At 64.8% G+C, this 15,143-nt stretch carries 10 protein-coding genes and 1 pseudogene; 4 read left to right on the forward strand and 7 right to left on the reverse strand.

Going from position 1 to position 15,143, the window contains the following annotated elements:
• Window positions 1-934: 934 nt before the first annotated feature.
• On the reverse strand, window positions 935-2,131 hold the full coding sequence (locus ABIB35_RS17980; RefSeq protein ID WP_502915830.1) for a class I SAM-dependent methyltransferase: 1,197 nt from the start codon (window positions 2,129-2,131) through the stop codon (window positions 935-937).
• On the reverse strand, window positions 2,124-2,801 hold the full coding sequence (locus tag ABIB35_RS17985; RefSeq protein ID WP_354183105.1) for a YigZ family protein: 678 nt from the start codon (window positions 2,799-2,801) through the stop codon (window positions 2,124-2,126). Before ABIB35_RS17985 ends, ABIB35_RS17980 begins: the two co-directional genes overlap by 8 nt.
• A 76-nt stretch (window positions 2,802-2,877) precedes the next feature.
• On the opposite strand from ABIB35_RS17985, the gene coaE reads away from it, so the two are divergent.
• From coaE to ABIB35_RS18000, 3 genes and pseudogenes are all read left to right on the forward strand, one after another.
• Window positions 2,878-3,504 carry a dephospho-CoA kinase gene (gene coaE, locus ABIB35_RS17990; protein WP_354183106.1) on the forward strand — a complete coding sequence of 209 codons (627 nt, stop codon included), beginning with the start codon at window positions 2,878-2,880 and terminating at the stop codon, window positions 3,502-3,504.
• 73 nt (window positions 3,505-3,577) lie between these two features.
• Window positions 3,578-5,665, forward strand: coding sequence for an excinuclease ABC subunit UvrB (gene uvrB, locus ABIB35_RS17995; protein ID WP_354183107.1), 2,088 nt, complete (start codon window positions 3,578-3,580; stop codon window positions 5,663-5,665).
• Window positions 5,666-5,893: 228 nt separating this feature from the next.
• Window positions 5,894-6,889, forward strand: a pseudogene (locus tag ABIB35_RS18000) (TerC family protein); the annotation flags it as partial.
• Window positions 6,890-7,108: 219 nt separating this feature from the next.
• On the opposite strand, the gene ABIB35_RS18005 reads toward ABIB35_RS18000, so the two are convergent.
• From ABIB35_RS18005 to ABIB35_RS18020, 4 genes are all read right to left on the reverse strand, one after another.
• Window positions 7,109-8,335 (reverse strand): hypothetical protein, encoded by a 1,227-nt coding sequence (locus ABIB35_RS18005; protein ID WP_354183108.1) that lies wholly within the window; start codon window positions 8,333-8,335, stop codon window positions 7,109-7,111.
• 96 nt (window positions 8,336-8,431) lie between these two features.
• The gene (locus ABIB35_RS18010) at window positions 8,432-9,742 is read right to left on the reverse strand and encodes an alpha/beta fold hydrolase (protein WP_354183109.1); all 1,311 of its coding nucleotides are present in this window, start codon (window positions 9,740-9,742) and stop codon (window positions 8,432-8,434) included.
• A complete protein-coding gene (locus ABIB35_RS18015) occupies window positions 9,739-10,245 on the reverse strand; it encodes a GNAT family N-acetyltransferase (protein WP_354183110.1) in 507 nt (168 codons plus the stop codon). Before ABIB35_RS18015 ends, ABIB35_RS18010 begins: the two co-directional genes overlap by 4 nt.
• Before the next feature lie 10 nt (window positions 10,246-10,255).
• Window positions 10,256-12,796 carry a DEAD/DEAH box helicase gene (locus ABIB35_RS18020; RefSeq protein ID WP_354183111.1) on the reverse strand — a complete coding sequence of 847 codons (2,541 nt, stop codon included), beginning with the start codon at window positions 12,794-12,796 and terminating at the stop codon, window positions 10,256-10,258.
• A 126-nt stretch (window positions 12,797-12,922) separates the two neighbouring features.
• On the opposite strand from ABIB35_RS18020, the gene ABIB35_RS18025 reads away from it, so the two are divergent.
• Window positions 12,923-13,702 carry a trans-aconitate 2-methyltransferase gene (locus ABIB35_RS18025; RefSeq protein ID WP_354183112.1) on the forward strand — a complete coding sequence of 260 codons (780 nt, stop codon included), beginning with the start codon at window positions 12,923-12,925 and terminating at the stop codon, window positions 13,700-13,702.
• A gap of 33 nt (window positions 13,703-13,735) precedes the next feature.
• Here ABIB35_RS18025 and ABIB35_RS18030 read toward each other — a convergent pair whose 3' ends face one another.
• Window positions 13,736-15,118 carry an APC family permease gene (locus ABIB35_RS18030; protein ID WP_354183113.1) on the reverse strand — a complete coding sequence of 461 codons (1,383 nt, stop codon included), beginning with the start codon at window positions 15,116-15,118 and terminating at the stop codon, window positions 13,736-13,738.
• Window positions 15,119-15,143 lie beyond the last annotated feature (25 nt).

Raw genomic sequence — 15,143 nt, forward strand, 5'->3', positions numbered from 1 at the left:
CCTCGTCCTTGTATTCAGGAGTGAACTCCCGACGTGCTCTTGTCATAGTGAACATTCTCTCTTGTGAGGTGTCCACCATCCGGGGTCAAGGCCAGGGTTGGGTCGGCTAGCCACCACCTCGACGTCAGTTTCATCTTGCCACGGCGATTCCGAACTGGCGATGCGATTCGGCATTGACTGTAGTTTGTACCTGGAAGTATCACGCACACTATGCCCTCCACCCACAAAAGCGACCGCTCAAGGATCCCTAAACGCCCGAGGTGTGGTCTGCCTGGATTTCTGGGCTCATGTCCTTGCTCTCTCCGATGGTCCTCGCGTTGGCCTCGGACAACGCGGGCAAGGCAAACGACAACGGTGATCGCTGCTACGGCTTGAACTGCAACACCAACCGACAAGCCAGGGCCGTCGTATAACACCCTCGTCACCAGAGAGCCGAGATAAAACCCACGACCATCGCGGGCTGCCCGATCAGAAGCGGTCTTTTGTACTGGAATCCGCTGTTAGCCAGGCACTCCTCCGCTGATGCGACCCTATCTGAGAGCCAGGCGTCTACATCGAGGATCGGTTTACGGCTCCGTCCGGCTCAGCTCAGCCTCATGGCTAGTCTCTTTCCCACGAGCACCTTTAATCTCAGGCCATGCTCTTCTCTGCAATAGTTGTCATCACGGCTGCTCTCGTCTCTTACACAGGGCCGTAACCGGTGCCATTGCATTGCTGTTGATGGTATTCCACCTTGCGTGGGCGGTCATTGTTCTAGTTCGTGACCGCGACGTGGAGAAAAAGCGATTTCACAAGTTTTCCCTCCTCGTCTGGGGAATATGGCTTGTACCTACCTAACAGGGGCCATCGGTACCAGTCTCGGACGATCCGTGAGCATGTCGGGCAGGTTAGCTCTTTTCCTGTCGGCCCTCCCGGATCCGGGCGGCGCCGAAACCTAGCGGTGCGTGCTGACCGTCACCGTGAACTTGGGATTCCGCGCCACTTCCCGGGTGGGTCCAACCAACCGGTTGAGGGCCGCCTTGTAGGTGAGGTGGCTGTTCCACACGGTCCACAGCTCGCCTCCCGGTTTCAGCACGCGGCCGGCGTCCGCGAAGAGCTTCAACGCAATTCCGGCATGTACGCTGGCACCGATGTGGAAGGGCGGATTCAGGACCACCAGGTCCTCCGACTTATCCGGCAGCCCGGCCAGGGCGTCGTCGCGGCGCACCTCCACGCGGTCGGCCACGCCGTTCGCGGCGGCAGTGCGCGCTGCCGAAGCCACAGCCGCGGCCGACTGGTCCGTTGCCAGGACCCGCAGGGATGGGCGGGCCAGGGCCAAATAGGTGGCGATGGCTCCGGTGCCGCAGCCAAGGTCGACGGCGCGTTCCGCCGGCCGGGCTCCGGCCAGATGGGGCAGGAGGAACCGGGTGCCGATATCCAGGGCGGGACCGGCAAAGGCCGCACCGTGGGCCCAGAGTTCCAGAGGCGCCGCCTGGCCGACGTCGTGCCGAGAGAACACCGGAAAGCGCGCCGCCGGGCGTTGTGCCGGCGGCAGGGGAGCGCGGACGGTCAGGATCCGCGACTTCTGCCGGGCCAGTCCGGCCGTCACCGATGCGAAATGCCGACCCAGCACGTCGTTCATGGCGGTGGACATGTGCTTGAGCCGGCCGCCGGCATACACCACCACCTCGGGGGACGCATGCGCGGCGACCAGCTCGGTAATCTCCTCCAGCGCATCCAGCGACCGGGGCAGGCGCAGCAGCACCACTCGGGCACCATTCACCAGATCCGGCTCCAGGCCATGGTGCGCAAAGGCGTCCTCCAGCCCCAGATTCCGCGCATTTCGGTGCAGTGCCAGCTCGCCGCTCAGCGGGTCCTGGTGCACCCTCAGGCCCGACAGCCCGTGCCGGGCTGCCGCCGCCAGCGTCAGGGCACCGTAGGAATCCCCGATGACGACGACGGCGCCCGGTGCCGCGGCGGCCAGATCAGCCGCTGCCGTGTCGAGCAGCAGCCGGTCGGCGGCATCCCAGGCCTGAAGGTTGTCGGCTTCCACATCGGGCCTGCGGCTCAGCCGGGCGAAGTCGAAGCCGGCAGCGGAGAAGTCGGCATTGTCGGTGCCGGCGGCGTCGCTGGCGGCGGGGGAGTCAGTCAAGGTCTATCCATTTCGTTCCAAGGGGGACCGGATCGGAGGCTCCGGCGGTGAGGGCGGCGAGCCGGGCATGAAACTGCTCCAAGGCATCGGCGGTATCCGGCAATGCCACGTTCAGCAGGGCACCGGACGCGGAATACTCGGTGCCAAGCACACTGACACCGGCGGAGCGAAGGTCGTTTTCCAGCCGTCCGGCTGCGGAGTGCCCGGCCGGAATGCCGTACAGCTGCATGCGTCTGCGCCGAATCAGTGCGGCGGTGTTTACGGCGGAGGATACGGACTCCGAATAGGCCCGCACCAGGCCGCCCGCGCCCAGCAGGATGCCGCCGAAGTAGCGCACCGTTACGGCGGCAATATCGCTCAGATCCGCGGCACCGTGGAACGTCTCGCGTTTGGTCAATGCTTCCAGCATGGGAATGCCGGCCGTGCCGGAGGGTTCACCGTCGTCACTGGATCGCTGGACGCTGCGGTCAGGACCCAGAACAAAGGCGCTGCAGTGGTGACGGGCGTCGTGGAACTCGCGCCGCAGTCCGGCAACCAGGCCGCGGGCTTCCTCCTCTGTTTCCACCCGCCGCAGGACGGTGATGAACCGCGAGCGCTTGATTTCCAGCTCATGCCGGTGTTCGCCGGCAACGGTGGTGTAGCGCCCCGTGGTGCCGACCTGTTCATTCACCTCTCCAGTTTAGGCGGTGTTGGGCCATCCCCGGCCGGGTCCGCACGCACAGACGTTCCGCGGTAGCCTTGGGCGCATGCTGAGAGTAGGACTGACAGGCGGCATCGCCGCTGGAAAATCGCTGGCCGCACGCACCCTGGCGGATTTGGGCGCCCTGGTGATCGACGCCGATGCGCTGGCCCGGGAAGTGGTGGAGCCCGGCACCGAAGGGCTCGCCGCCGTCGTCGAGGCCTTTGGCCCCGGAATACTGGACGGCGAGGGACGGCTGGACCGTCCGGCACTGGCGGCCGTGGTCTTCAGTGACGAGGCGAAACGGCAAACACTGAATGGGATCGTCCATCCGCGCGTGCGGGCACGGGCGGCGGAACTGGAGCGGGAAGCCGCACCGGGAACCATTGTGGTCCATGACATTCCGCTGCTGGTGGAGACCGGACAGCACCGCAGCTTCGACTTTGTGCTGGTGATTGATGCACCCCAGGAGGAACGGATCCGGCGGATGGCAGCGGACCGGGGCATGAGCGACGAAGCGGCCCGGGCCCGGATTGCGGCGCAGTCTTCAGCCGAAGAACGCGCGGCGGCAGCCGACGTCGTCCTGAACAACGAGGGAACGTCGGACGAGCTGGTGGCCGCCGTGCAGAAGCTGTGGGAGGCCAGGCTTCTCCCGTTGAACCGGGAGCTCATGGCCGCGGACAAAAGACGGTGACCAGTGTTCAGCCCTCAGCTAACCGGCTGCACTGCGGACGCATCCTGACCGCAGCGCGGAGTAGCTTTTAATCATGAGTCTTGCGCAGGACATCAAGAGGGTTGTTGCCCCGTTTGAAGTAATCAGTGAATACTCACCGGCCGGTGATCAGCCCACCGCCATCAAGGAACTCGCCGAGCGCATCAATGCCGGCGAAAAGGACGTGGTCCTCCTCGGTGCCACCGGTACCGGTAAGAGTGCGACGGCGGCCTGGCTGGTGGAGCAGGTCCAGCGGCCCACGCTGGTGATGGTGCAGAACAAGACCCTCGCCGCACAGCTGGCCAACGAGTTCCGTGAACTGCTGCCCAACAACGCGGTGGAGTACTTCGTCTCCTACTACGACTACTACCAGCCGGAGGCCTACGTCCCCCAGACGGACACCTTCATTGAGAAGGACTCCTCCATCAATGAGGAAGTGGAGCGGCTGCGCCACTCCGCCACCAACGCGCTGCTGACCCGGCGCGACGTGATTGTGGTGGCCACGGTGTCCTGCATTTACGGCCTGGGAACGCCTGAAGAGTACATCGAAGGCATGGTCACCCTGAGCAAGGGCCAGCAGATGAACCGCGATGACCTGCTGCGGAAGTTTGTGTCCATGCAGTACGCACGCAATGATATGGACTTCCACCGCGGCACGTTCCGGGTCCGCGGGGACACCGTGGAAATCATTCCGATGTATGAGGAAAATGCGCTGCGGATTGAGTTCTTCGGCGACGAGATCGAGAACATCTACACCCTGCATCCGCTCACCGGGGACGTGATCCGCGAAGAAACGGAAATGTACGTCTTCCCTGCCTCGCACTACGTGGCCGGTGAGGACCGGATGCACCGCGCCATCCGCCAGATCGAGGACGAGCTCCAGGCCCGGTTGGCGGAGCTGGAGTCGCAGAACAAGCTGGTCGAAGCGCAGCGGCTGCGCATGCGGACCACCTATGACCTGGAAATGATGCAGCAGATGGGCTTCTGCAACGGCATCGAAAACTATTCGCGGCACATTGACGGCCGCGGTCCGGGTACCGCCCCGCACTGCCTGCTGGACTACTTTCCTGACGATTTCCTGCTGGTGGTGGACGAGTCCCATGTGACCATTCCGCAGATCGGCGCCATGTATGAGGGCGATATGTCCCGCAAACGGACTCTGGTTGACCACGGTTTCCGGCTGCCCTCAGCCATGGATAACCGGCCGCTCAAATGGGACGAGTTCCTGGAGCGCATCGGCCAGACCGTCTACATGTCCGCCACGCCGGGCAAGTACGAGCTCTCCAAATCCGACGGTTTCGTGGAACAGATCATTCGGCCCACCGGCCTGGTGGACCCGCAGGTGATCGTCAAGCCGTCCAAGGGCCAGATCGATGACCTGCTGGGGGAAATCCGCACCCGGACCGAGCGGAACGAGCGTGTACTGGTCACCACGTTGACCAAGCGGATGGCCGAGGACCTCACGGGCTACCTGATGGAGCACGGCGTCAAGGTGGAGTACCTGCACTCCGACGTCGATACCCTGCGCCGCGTGGAACTGCTGCGTGAGCTGCGGATGGGCACCTTCGACGTACTGGTGGGCATCAATCTGCTCCGTGAAGGCCTGGACCTTCCCGAGGTGTCGCTGGTGTCCATCCTCGACGCGGACAAGGAGGGCTTCCTGCGCTCCTCCACCTCACTCATCCAGACCATTGGCCGCGCCGCCCGCAACGTCTCCGGCGAAGTGCACATGTACGCGGACCGGATCACTGACTCCATGGCCCGCGCCATCGATGAAACGAACCGCCGCCGCGCCATCCAGGTGAAATACAACGAGGACCACGGTGTGGATCCCCAGCCGCTGCGGAAGAAGATTGCGGACATCACCGATTCGCTGGCCCGGGAGGACGCGGACACCAAGGCCCTGCTGGCCGAGGCGGCCGAAAAGAAGAACCGGAAGACCACCGGCAAGGGCAAGGGCATCCGCAAGGATGGACTTGCCGCTGCTCCTGCGGAGGACCTGGCCGGCCTGATCGCTTCAATGACCGAACAGATGCACGCCGCCGCGGCGGAACTGCAGTTTGAACTGGCCGCCCGGCTGCGCGACGAAGTGGGCGACCTCAAGAAGGAACTGCGCCAGATGCAGAACGCCGGTCACGCCTAAATTATTTACGGCGAAGGTGCGGCGGCCCAAATACCCGGCCCAACCGGGGGCCGGGGGCGGGTCGCTGCGATAGACTTCTTGGCGGCGTAGGGGAGTATCCTTTGTCGCTGTATCCGTCAGCACGCGGGGCGTCGTCGTCCCGCCGGGTGCAGCGGGCATCCGTTTCAGGCTCCGTCCACGGGTGCCGGAGAGACCTGCGCTCAGTGACGCGCCCGAAAGGTTTTGCACATGCCCGAGTTACCCGTTGTCTTTGAGGTCGGCACCTTTGTTGTCCTCGGAGTCGTCCTGCTCTTCGACCTGCTTCTGGTGGTCAAGCGTCCCCACGAGCCGTCGATGAAGGAAGCCGGCCTGTGGGTCGGGTTCTATGTGGGGCTCGCTCTGCTCTTTGCCGGCGCCATGTTTGTCTTTACCGGGCCGGAGTACGGCAGCCAGTTTGTTGCGGGCTGGGTCACTGAATACAGCCTGAGTATCGACAATCTCTTTGTCTTCATCATCATCATGGCCCGCTTCTCGGTACCCCGTAAGTACCAGCAGGAAGTGTTGATGTTCGGCATCATCATTGCGCTGATCCTGCGCGGCATCTTCATCATTATCGGAGCAGCCGTCATTGAGAACTTCAGCTGGGTCTTCTTCATCTTCGGCGCCTTCCTGCTCTGGACCGCCTACAAGCAGGCCACGGACAACGGCGAAGACGAAGACGAAGGCAGCGACAACAAGCTCATCAGCAAGCTGCGCAACGTCCTGCCGATGACTGAAAAGTTCGATCAGGGCAAGATCCGCACAGTGGTGGACGGCAAGAAGGTCTTCACCCCCATGCTGATCGTCTTCGTCACCATTGGCGTGACCGACCTGATGTTCGCCGTGGACTCCATTCCGGCCATCTTCGGCCTGACCCAGAGCGCGTTCATTGTTTTCACCGCCAACATCTTTGCGCTCATGGGGCTGCGCCAGCTGTACTTCCTGCTGGGCGGCCTGATGGACCGGCTCATCTACCTCAAGCACGGCCTGTCCGTGATTCTTGCGTTCATCGGCGTAAAGCTGATCCTGCATGCCCTGCACGTCAACGAACTGCCGTTCATCAACGGCGGCGAGCACATTGGCTGGGCTCCGGAAATTCCCACCTTCGTCTCCCTGGCCGTGATCCTCGGCACCATCGTGATCGCCACGGTAGCGTCGCTGCTCAGCCCCAAGGCGAAGGCCGTCCAGGCCGTTGCCTCACTGGAGAATGCGCTGAAGGTGTACCGGAACCTCGAGGAGGACGCCCCGCACGAAGAGCGCGCGGACGCCTACGAGAAGGTCACGGAAACCTACCGCGCTGCCTCCACTGCAGCCAAGGACCGCGACGACGTGGAACTGCCGGAAATCTCAGACGAGAGCCGGGCACAGTTCCTGGCGGCTGACCCCCGGAAGCCCGGGACCCCGGAGTAACCGGCCGCCGTATACCTAGCCGGATTGCGGATGCGGTCCGGTGTGGTTCGTTCCACCTGACGCGGACGCCGCCTGCAGCGGCGTCCGCGTTTGTCTGCCCAGGACCTCCAGGACAACGATCAGGGCGGCCATCACCAGTGTGACGCCGATGGTGGTCCAGGCACTGATGCCGGGGATGAACAGCACCAGGACAATGACCGCTGCGGCGCCTCCCTGGTACCACCGCTGATGCCGCATGGCCCACGGCTGCCACCGGGCCGGATGGGCTGCGGCCAACAGCACCAGTACCGCGAGCAGCGCCAGTACGAACACCGTCCGCAGGGCAGCGGCCAGGGGCGTCAGGAAGGCATCACTGAGCGCATACGCTGCCTCCGGAGAGACTGCGCTTCCCGTCATGGAATCGATTCCGGACTGCTGGACGAGCCGCAGGACCAGCACGGTCAGCAGCGCCGCCGCGGCGCTGGATACCGCAATGACCATGCCTGAACGCAGCCGGCGGCCCGTGGGGGCCACCAACACAGCACCGGCTGCGGCCACCAGGGCGAGCCACGGCAGCACGGCTTGGATTCTACCCAGCGTGTTCAGGGCGGAGAGGGCGTTTGCGAGGCCCGGTGCGCTGAAGACGGTGTAGTCCTGCCCCGCATCGTCGGGAATAACCGATGCTGCCGCAACGCCCTGGGCCAGAAGCCGGGATTTCACTTCGCCAATCATTGCCGAAGTGGAGACGGTGATATCCCCGTTCGGCGCAATCGACGCGGCACCGCCGGGATCGTCCTGTACTACCCGGACCAGGGCATCGTGGGCCCTGCGGTTGGCCTCCGTCCAGAGATTGGCGAACCTCTGGCTGGCAACAGCCTTGGCGACTGTGTTGTCAATGAGAGTATTGGTGCGGTCCGCGACCACCGGAGCCAGTGCGGCTCCGAGCGCCTGGGCGGCAGGGGAGTCGTCAAAGTTGGCGAATGCATCGTTCACCGAGGTGCTGACATCCAGCTGGCTCGTAATCTGTTCGCTGATCTGTGCCGAGAGATCCGCCTGGACCGCCGGATCCTGAATGACCGGACCTACGGCCGCCACATACCGGTCGGTATTCGTGACCAGGCCGCCTGCGTATCCGGCCGCTACAGCGGCCACCAGCAGCAGTGCGGCCAGGATGCCCAGGGCAGCCGAGGTTATGGGCCGCCACTTGGGAACCACCGGGGAACTGTCCGTTCGCGGACTGTCAATACGCGTGCTGGGTGCCATGACAGAGCCTTCCGCCGCAGTGCACTCCTGTACTCAGGCTATTCCCCTCGGCGGCAGACTCCAACGGGGCACCGCCTGCAACCCGGTGCAGGCGGGCTATTCCCGGTTTTGGCGCACCATGCCCAGTAGGCGGTTGAAGATGCCCTCGCCGTCGTCGGCTATGCCGTCATGGTGGAAGTCTGCGCTTTCCCAGACCTGCAGGCCGCGCACCGCCTCGGCGGTTTCCAGGGAGAGATCCCGGTCCACGTAGATGTCGTCTGTGTAAACGGCGGCCGCCACGGGCACGGTGTTCCGGGCGAGCTGCCCGGTGTTGTACAGCTCGGGCCAGTCGTTCTTGGCCGCCAGCAGTTCGGCCGTCTCCTTCAGCGGAACCAGGGCCGGATCCTCATCGAAGTACCAGGGGTACACCATTTCGCCGGTGTACAGGGGTTCCTCGGCGTCGGGCCGGAATGACGGGAATTCACCGAGCACCCGCTCCGCGGCCCACCCGGTCGCCCCGCCCTGGCCGTAGATGGATTCGTGGATCAGGGCGTAAAGCGGATTGGCGGCCCGGCTGACCAGCCCATGCACGGTTTCCAGGAACGTATCTGACAGCCGTTCGCCGTCGGGCGTGGGCACAAAGGCTTCCTGCAGCATGAAGTGCAGGCCATCCATCCGCGTGTTCCCGCCCAGGAAGGAGCCGGCCATCTGGAAGCGCCGGACGCTGAGCCGCTCACCCGTTGGCAGGAACTCGGGAACGGCATCCAGATGCCTGGCGATGCGGGTGGTGATGCCGCGGTCCTGCGGATACTTGGCGAAGTATTCCGCATTGCGGGCCGCCACTCGGCGAAAGGTCGCCCGGTAGACACGGTCCGCGGGCCCGGTCAACGGTGCAAGGCCGCCGGTGACGAGGGATTCGCGCAGTCCGTGCGGGGCGAAGGAGAGATACGTGAGGGTGCAGAAGCCGCCGTAGCTCTGCCCATAGGTGGTCCACGGTTCCGAGCCGAGGGTCTCGCGGATCAGCTCGGCGTCGGCCACGATCGAGTCCGCCCGGAAATGCGTCAGATACTGTGCCTGGGCGGAGGCATCCCCGCGCAGGACCAGGGTTTGCCGGTTGGCGGCAGTGGAGAGCCCGGTTCCGCGCTGGTCCAGCATCAGGATCCGAAAATGCTTGGACGCGGCCTTGGTCCAGCCGCTGAAGGACAGCAGCCTGGAGCCCTTGCCGCCCGGGCCGCCCTGCAGGTACAGCAGCCATGGCAGCTGTTCGGTCTCGGCGGGGGCCAGTTCAGCGTCGCTGTATTCACGCGCGAAAACGGTGATGCTCTCGCCGTCGGGTGTGGAGTGATCCAGCGGCACGGTGAAGCGGTGGTCAGTAACGCGCATTCCCCGGACGTCGTAGGGCTCGGAGGCCTCGTGCGGAACGCTCATGCCCGGTTGTCCGCCGCCGCCGAAACAGCGCTGCCGGAGCCGAAGGTATCAAGCGCCGCACCGGTCAGCCGGAACGTGGTCCACTCATCCAGCGGCTCCGCGCCGAGGGATGAGTAGAAGCGGATGGAGGGCTCGTTCCAGTTCAGCACGCACCATTCCACCCGGGCGTAGCCGCGCTCGACGGCGATTTCCGCCAGGGTGCGCAGCAGCGCCTTCCCCATGCCCTTGCCGCGGGTTTCGGGCCGAACGTAGAGGTCCTCCAGATAGATGCCGTGCACGCCCTCCCAGGTGGAGTAGTTCAGGAACCAGAGGGCAAAGCCCTGCACGGTTCCCTCATCCACGGCCACGTGGGCAAAGATGGCAGGGTTTTCTCCGAAGAGGTTCTGCTCCAGCGCGGCAACGGTGTTCTTGACGGCGTGCGGCTCTTTTTCATAGATCGCCAGGTCATGGATGAGTTCAAGGATGACCGGGACGTCTTCTGGGCGGGCGGGGCGAATCTGCATGCCCTCCACCCTAGTCCAGCCGTCCTGCTGTGATCACCTTGATGACGGGGGACCCGGCTTCGTCGGACGCGGCCAGGTCCACCTCGGCGGTGATGCCCCAGTCCAGGTGGTTGGCCGGATCCTTGAAGATCTGCCGGACTTCCCACTTGCCGGGCAGTTCCTTGATGATCAGCAGGTTCGGTCCGCGGCCGTCGGGGCCGTCGTCAATGTCCTCGTGTTCTTCGAAGTAGGCGTCCAGCACGTCCGCCCAGCGGTCGGCATCCCAGCCGGAACCGCCGTCGAGCTCGCCCAGGGCGCGGTCATCCTCGTCGGCGAAGAGCTTCACCCGCTGGAACATTTCGTTGCGGACCATGACCCGGAAGGCACGGACGTTGGCAGTGAGCTTATCCGGCACCGGCGGCAGGACCGGCTGCTCGGAGGCCTCAGGGTTGATGCCGTTGGTCAGCTCCTCCCATTCATCCAGCAGCGAGGAGTCGGTCTGGCGGACCAGCTCGCCGAGCCACTCGATGATGTCCTCCAGGTCCTCGCGCAGCCGCTCCGGCGGAACGGTATGCAGCAGGGCCTTGTAGGTGTCCGAGAGGTAGCGCAGCAGCACGCCTTCGGACCGGGCCAGGGAGTAGAACTGCACGTACTCGCCAAAGCTCATGGCCCGCTCGTACATGTCCCGGACGATCGACTTGGGGCTCAGCTCAAATTCGCCCAGCCACGGAGCGCCGGAGCGGTACACCTCGAAGGACTGGTCCAGGAGCTCGGCCAGCGGCTGCGGATAGGTGACCTCTTCGAGCAGGGCCATCCGCTCGTCGTATTCGATGCCCTGGGACTTCATCGCCGCAATCGCTTCGCCGCGGGCCTTCTTCTCCTGCGCCGAGAGCACCTGCCGGGGCTTTTCCATGATCGCTTCGATGACGGACACCACGTCGAGGGCGTAGGACGGGCTGTCCGGATCCAGGATCTCCAGGGAAGCCATGGCAAACGGGGACAGCGGCTGGTTCAGGGCAAAGTTGGGCTGCAGGTGCACCTTCAGGCGGACGGTGCGGCCGTCGGCGTCGGGCTCGGGCAGGACCTCCACAATGCCGGCGGTCTTCAGCTCCCGGTAGATGCTCAGCGCCTTCTTCATCAGCGCCAGCTGCGAGGAACGGGTCTCGTGGTTGTTGGTGAGCAGCTTCTTGGCGGCCGTGAACGGATCGCCCGGGCGCTCCAGCAGGTTCAGCAGCATGGAGTGGGTGATGTTGAAGCTGGAGGTCAGCGGCTCCGGGGTGCCGTCCACGAGCTTCTCGAAGGTGGGCTTGCCCCAGGAGACAAATCCGGCCTGCGGCTTCTTCTTCACCACCTGGCGCAGCTTTTTCTGGTCATCACCGAATTTGGCGTGCGCCTTGGCCATGGCCTTGACGTTTTCGATCACGTGTTCCGGTGCCTGTACAACCACGGTGCCCGCCGTGTCATAGCCGGCCCGTCCGGCGCGGCCGGCAATCTGGTGGAACTCGCGGACCTTCAGCGGTCGGGTGCGGGTCCCGTCGTACTTGGACAGGGCGGTAATCAGCACGGTGCGGATGGGCACGTTGATGCCCACGCCCAGAGTGTCCGTGCCGCAGATGACCTTCAGCAGTCCGGCCTGCGCCAGCTGCTCCACCAGGCGGCGGTACTTGGGCAGCATGCCGGCGTGGTGCACGCCGATGCCGTGCCGCACCAGCCGGTTCAGGGTCTTGCCGAAGCCGGGGGCAAAGCGGAAGCCGGCAATCAGCTCGGCAATCTTGTCCTTCTCCTCACGGGTGCAGACATTGATACTCATCAGCGCCTGGGCCCGGTCAATGGCCTCGATCTGGGAGAAGTGCACCACGTAGACGGGCACCTGCTTGGTGGCGAGCAGTTCCTCCAGGGATTCCTGGACCGGGGTTTCCACATAGTAGTAGTGCAGGGGGATGGGCCGCTGCACGGAGGAAACGGTGACGGTGTCCCGGTTGGTGAGTTCGCTGAGTTCGTTGGCGATGCGGGTCATATCGCCCAGGGTGGCGGACATCAGCAGGAACTGGGCCTGCGGCAGTTCCAGCAGCGGAACCTGCCAGGCCCAGCCGCGCTGCGGATCGGAGTAGAAGTGGAACTCATCCATGATGACGGTGCCCAGGTCCGCGTCCGGGCCTTCCCGCAGGGCAATGTTCGCCAGGATCTCCGCGGTGCAGCAGATGATGGGGGCGTCCTTGTTGACCGAAGAGTCGCCGGTGACCATGCCCACGTTCTCGGCGCCGAAGATCTCGCAGAGGGCGAAGAACTTTTCCGAGACCAGGGCCTTGATGGGCGCGGTGTAGTAGCTGCGCTCGTCGTGCGCCATGGCATGGAAATGCGCGGCAATGGCCACCATCGACTTGCCGGAGCCCGTGGGGGTGGCCAGGATGACGTTGTTGCCGGTTACCAGCTCCATGACGGCTTCGTCCTGCGCCGGGTACAGCGACATGCCCCGGCTCTCGACCCACTCCAGGAAGGACGTGTAGGTCTCGTCGGGGTCGATGGTGCGGGTGCTGGACGGGCCGGAGGCAAGCTGTTCAAGAAGTTTCATGTCCCTACCAGAGTATCGGGCCGGGCCAGGGGGTGCAGACGGCACGGCGGGGGGAGGCCTGAGGACCTGTTGCGCTGTATGACCGGCAGCGTACGCAGGCTTCGGCCACGTTGTAGGCTCGGCGGCATGAAATGGGATCCACGTAAGTACACGCAGTTTTCCTCGCACCGCGACCGCCCCTTCTTTGATCTGACGGCACGCATCGCCGCCGATGCCCCGCGCCGCGTGGTGGACCTGGGCTGCGGACCCGGCACCCTGACCGCGGCGCTCGCCGCCCGCTGGCCCGGAGCCCGGGTCACCGGCGTCGACTCCTCGGCAGAAATGGTGGAGCAGGCGGGGGAATTGGACGGCGCTCCCGCGAACCTGGAGTTTGTCCGAGCGGGCATCGAGGAGTGGGAACCTGCGCCCGGAACGGATGTGGTGGTCTCCAATGCCGCGCTCCAGTGGGTTCCCGGCCACCAGGACCTGATGCGCCGCTGGGCCAAGCAGCTCGACGCCGGTGCCTGGCTGGCCGTTCAGGTGCCGGGAAACTTCGGGGCCCCCTCGCATGCGCTGATGCGGGAACTGGCAGTGAGTCCGGCGTGGTCCGGCAAGCTGGACGGCGTGCTGCGCCATGCCGACGCCGTGGATGAGCCGGAAGATTATCTGGGCCTGCTGACCGAGGCTGGTTTTGAGGCCGATGTCTGGGAGACGAGTTACTCGCAGGTGCTGCCCGGAGATGACCCGGTGCTGGAGTGGGTGCGCGGAACGGCCCTGCGCCCGGTCATCGCTGCTTTGGATGCCGGGGACTTTGCACACTTTGAGGACGACTACGCCGCCTTGCTGCGCGAGGCTTATCCGCAGCGCGCGTGGGGAACTGTGTTTCCGTTCCGGCGCATCTTCATGGTGGGCCGGAAGAAAGAATAGCCTGCGGCTCTCGTCGGCCGTTGGGTGGCCGGTTCAGGCGGCGCGCCGGGTGCGTGCCGCCTTCATCAGCGGGGTATTGAGGGTGTCGATCTGATGGTTGGCATGCGCCCGGTTGCCCGCACCGCCGCTCTGGTAGCGCCGGGCCAGATACAGTGCAGCCCCGAAGGCGGTGAGCAGCAAACCCGTGATCAGCGCGGCGGGATCCAGGGAGGGCAGCTGACTGGCTGCGGCCAGAACGGCGAGGATCGGAATGACGGGACCGAGCGGCAGCTTTGCTCCCTCGCCCGGCCATCTGCGGAACCCCAGCACGGCGGCCGCTACGCTCACCACGATCATGGCCAGGATGGCGGCCACGTTGGCGATGGAGACCACGAAGGTGGTGTCGTTGAGCAGCACCAGGAGCACGGTGATCACGCCCAGCAGCAGCACACTCACGTAGGGATGCCCGCCGCGGGTCTGGCGGCCCAGTGCGGGCGGCACATCCCCGCGGGCCACCATCCGCAGCATGATCTCCGAGGCACCAAGCACATTGGCGTTGGCTCCGGACAGGGTGGACAGGCAGGCGGCGAAGGCCACCAGCACGCCGCCCCAGGTGCCCATGACGATTTTCGCGGCCTGGGAGACGCCGGTGGCCGTGAAAACGGTGACGCCGCTGGCCAGCATGGCCAGGGCCGTGCCCAGATAGACGACTCCGGACACCAGGAGGGTCAGCAGGATGGCGCGGGGCACCGTTTTGCGCGGGTTCTTCACCGATCCGGCCATATTCGTGATGACGTTAAAGCCGGTGTAGGCGGTAAACAGCAGTGCTGCCGCTGAGAGGACCCCGCCGGTGCCCTGCGGCAGGGGCCGGTCAAGCTTCTGAGGTGTCAGTTCCGTCAGGCCCCAAACGGCAAAAAGCACGAGCAGCGCCAGTTTGATTCCCACCACCCAGGTTTCAGCCTTCGCGACCAGTGACGTGGGCCCCAGGTTCAAGGCCGTTACCAGCACAGTGGCAACGAGCCCCAGTGTCAAAGCGCCAATGGCCGGCAGGAAGTATTCGCTGAGGTAGTCACCGAAGGAGTCAACGAGATACGCAATGATCGTGGCTCCGTTGAGGTAGAACGCCCACATGACAACGAAGCGCCAGAACGGACTTAGGATGGTCCCCACCGGCCCGTAGCCGGATTCTCCCTCCTTGGCACGGGTGGAAACCACGATGAAGCACAGCGCACACAGGGCCATGACAATCCCCGCTATGACGTAGCTCAGGACCGCCCCCGGGCCGGCGAGGTTGATCGCCGTTCCGGAGAGGGTAAAGACGCCGCCGCCCACCGTGGTGCCCACCCCGAAGGCTACGCAGGCCAGCAGCCCGATCTGTGGTTTGCCGGGCGAGGCCGGCTGTCCGGACAGTGATGACGACGACGATGAACTGGCCACGGTCTTCCCGCTCTCATCCGATCCG

It is taken from the genome of Arthrobacter sp. UYP6, assembly GCF_040547315.1.
Taxonomy (GTDB): Bacteria; Actinomycetota; Actinomycetes; order Actinomycetales; family Micrococcaceae; genus Arthrobacter_B.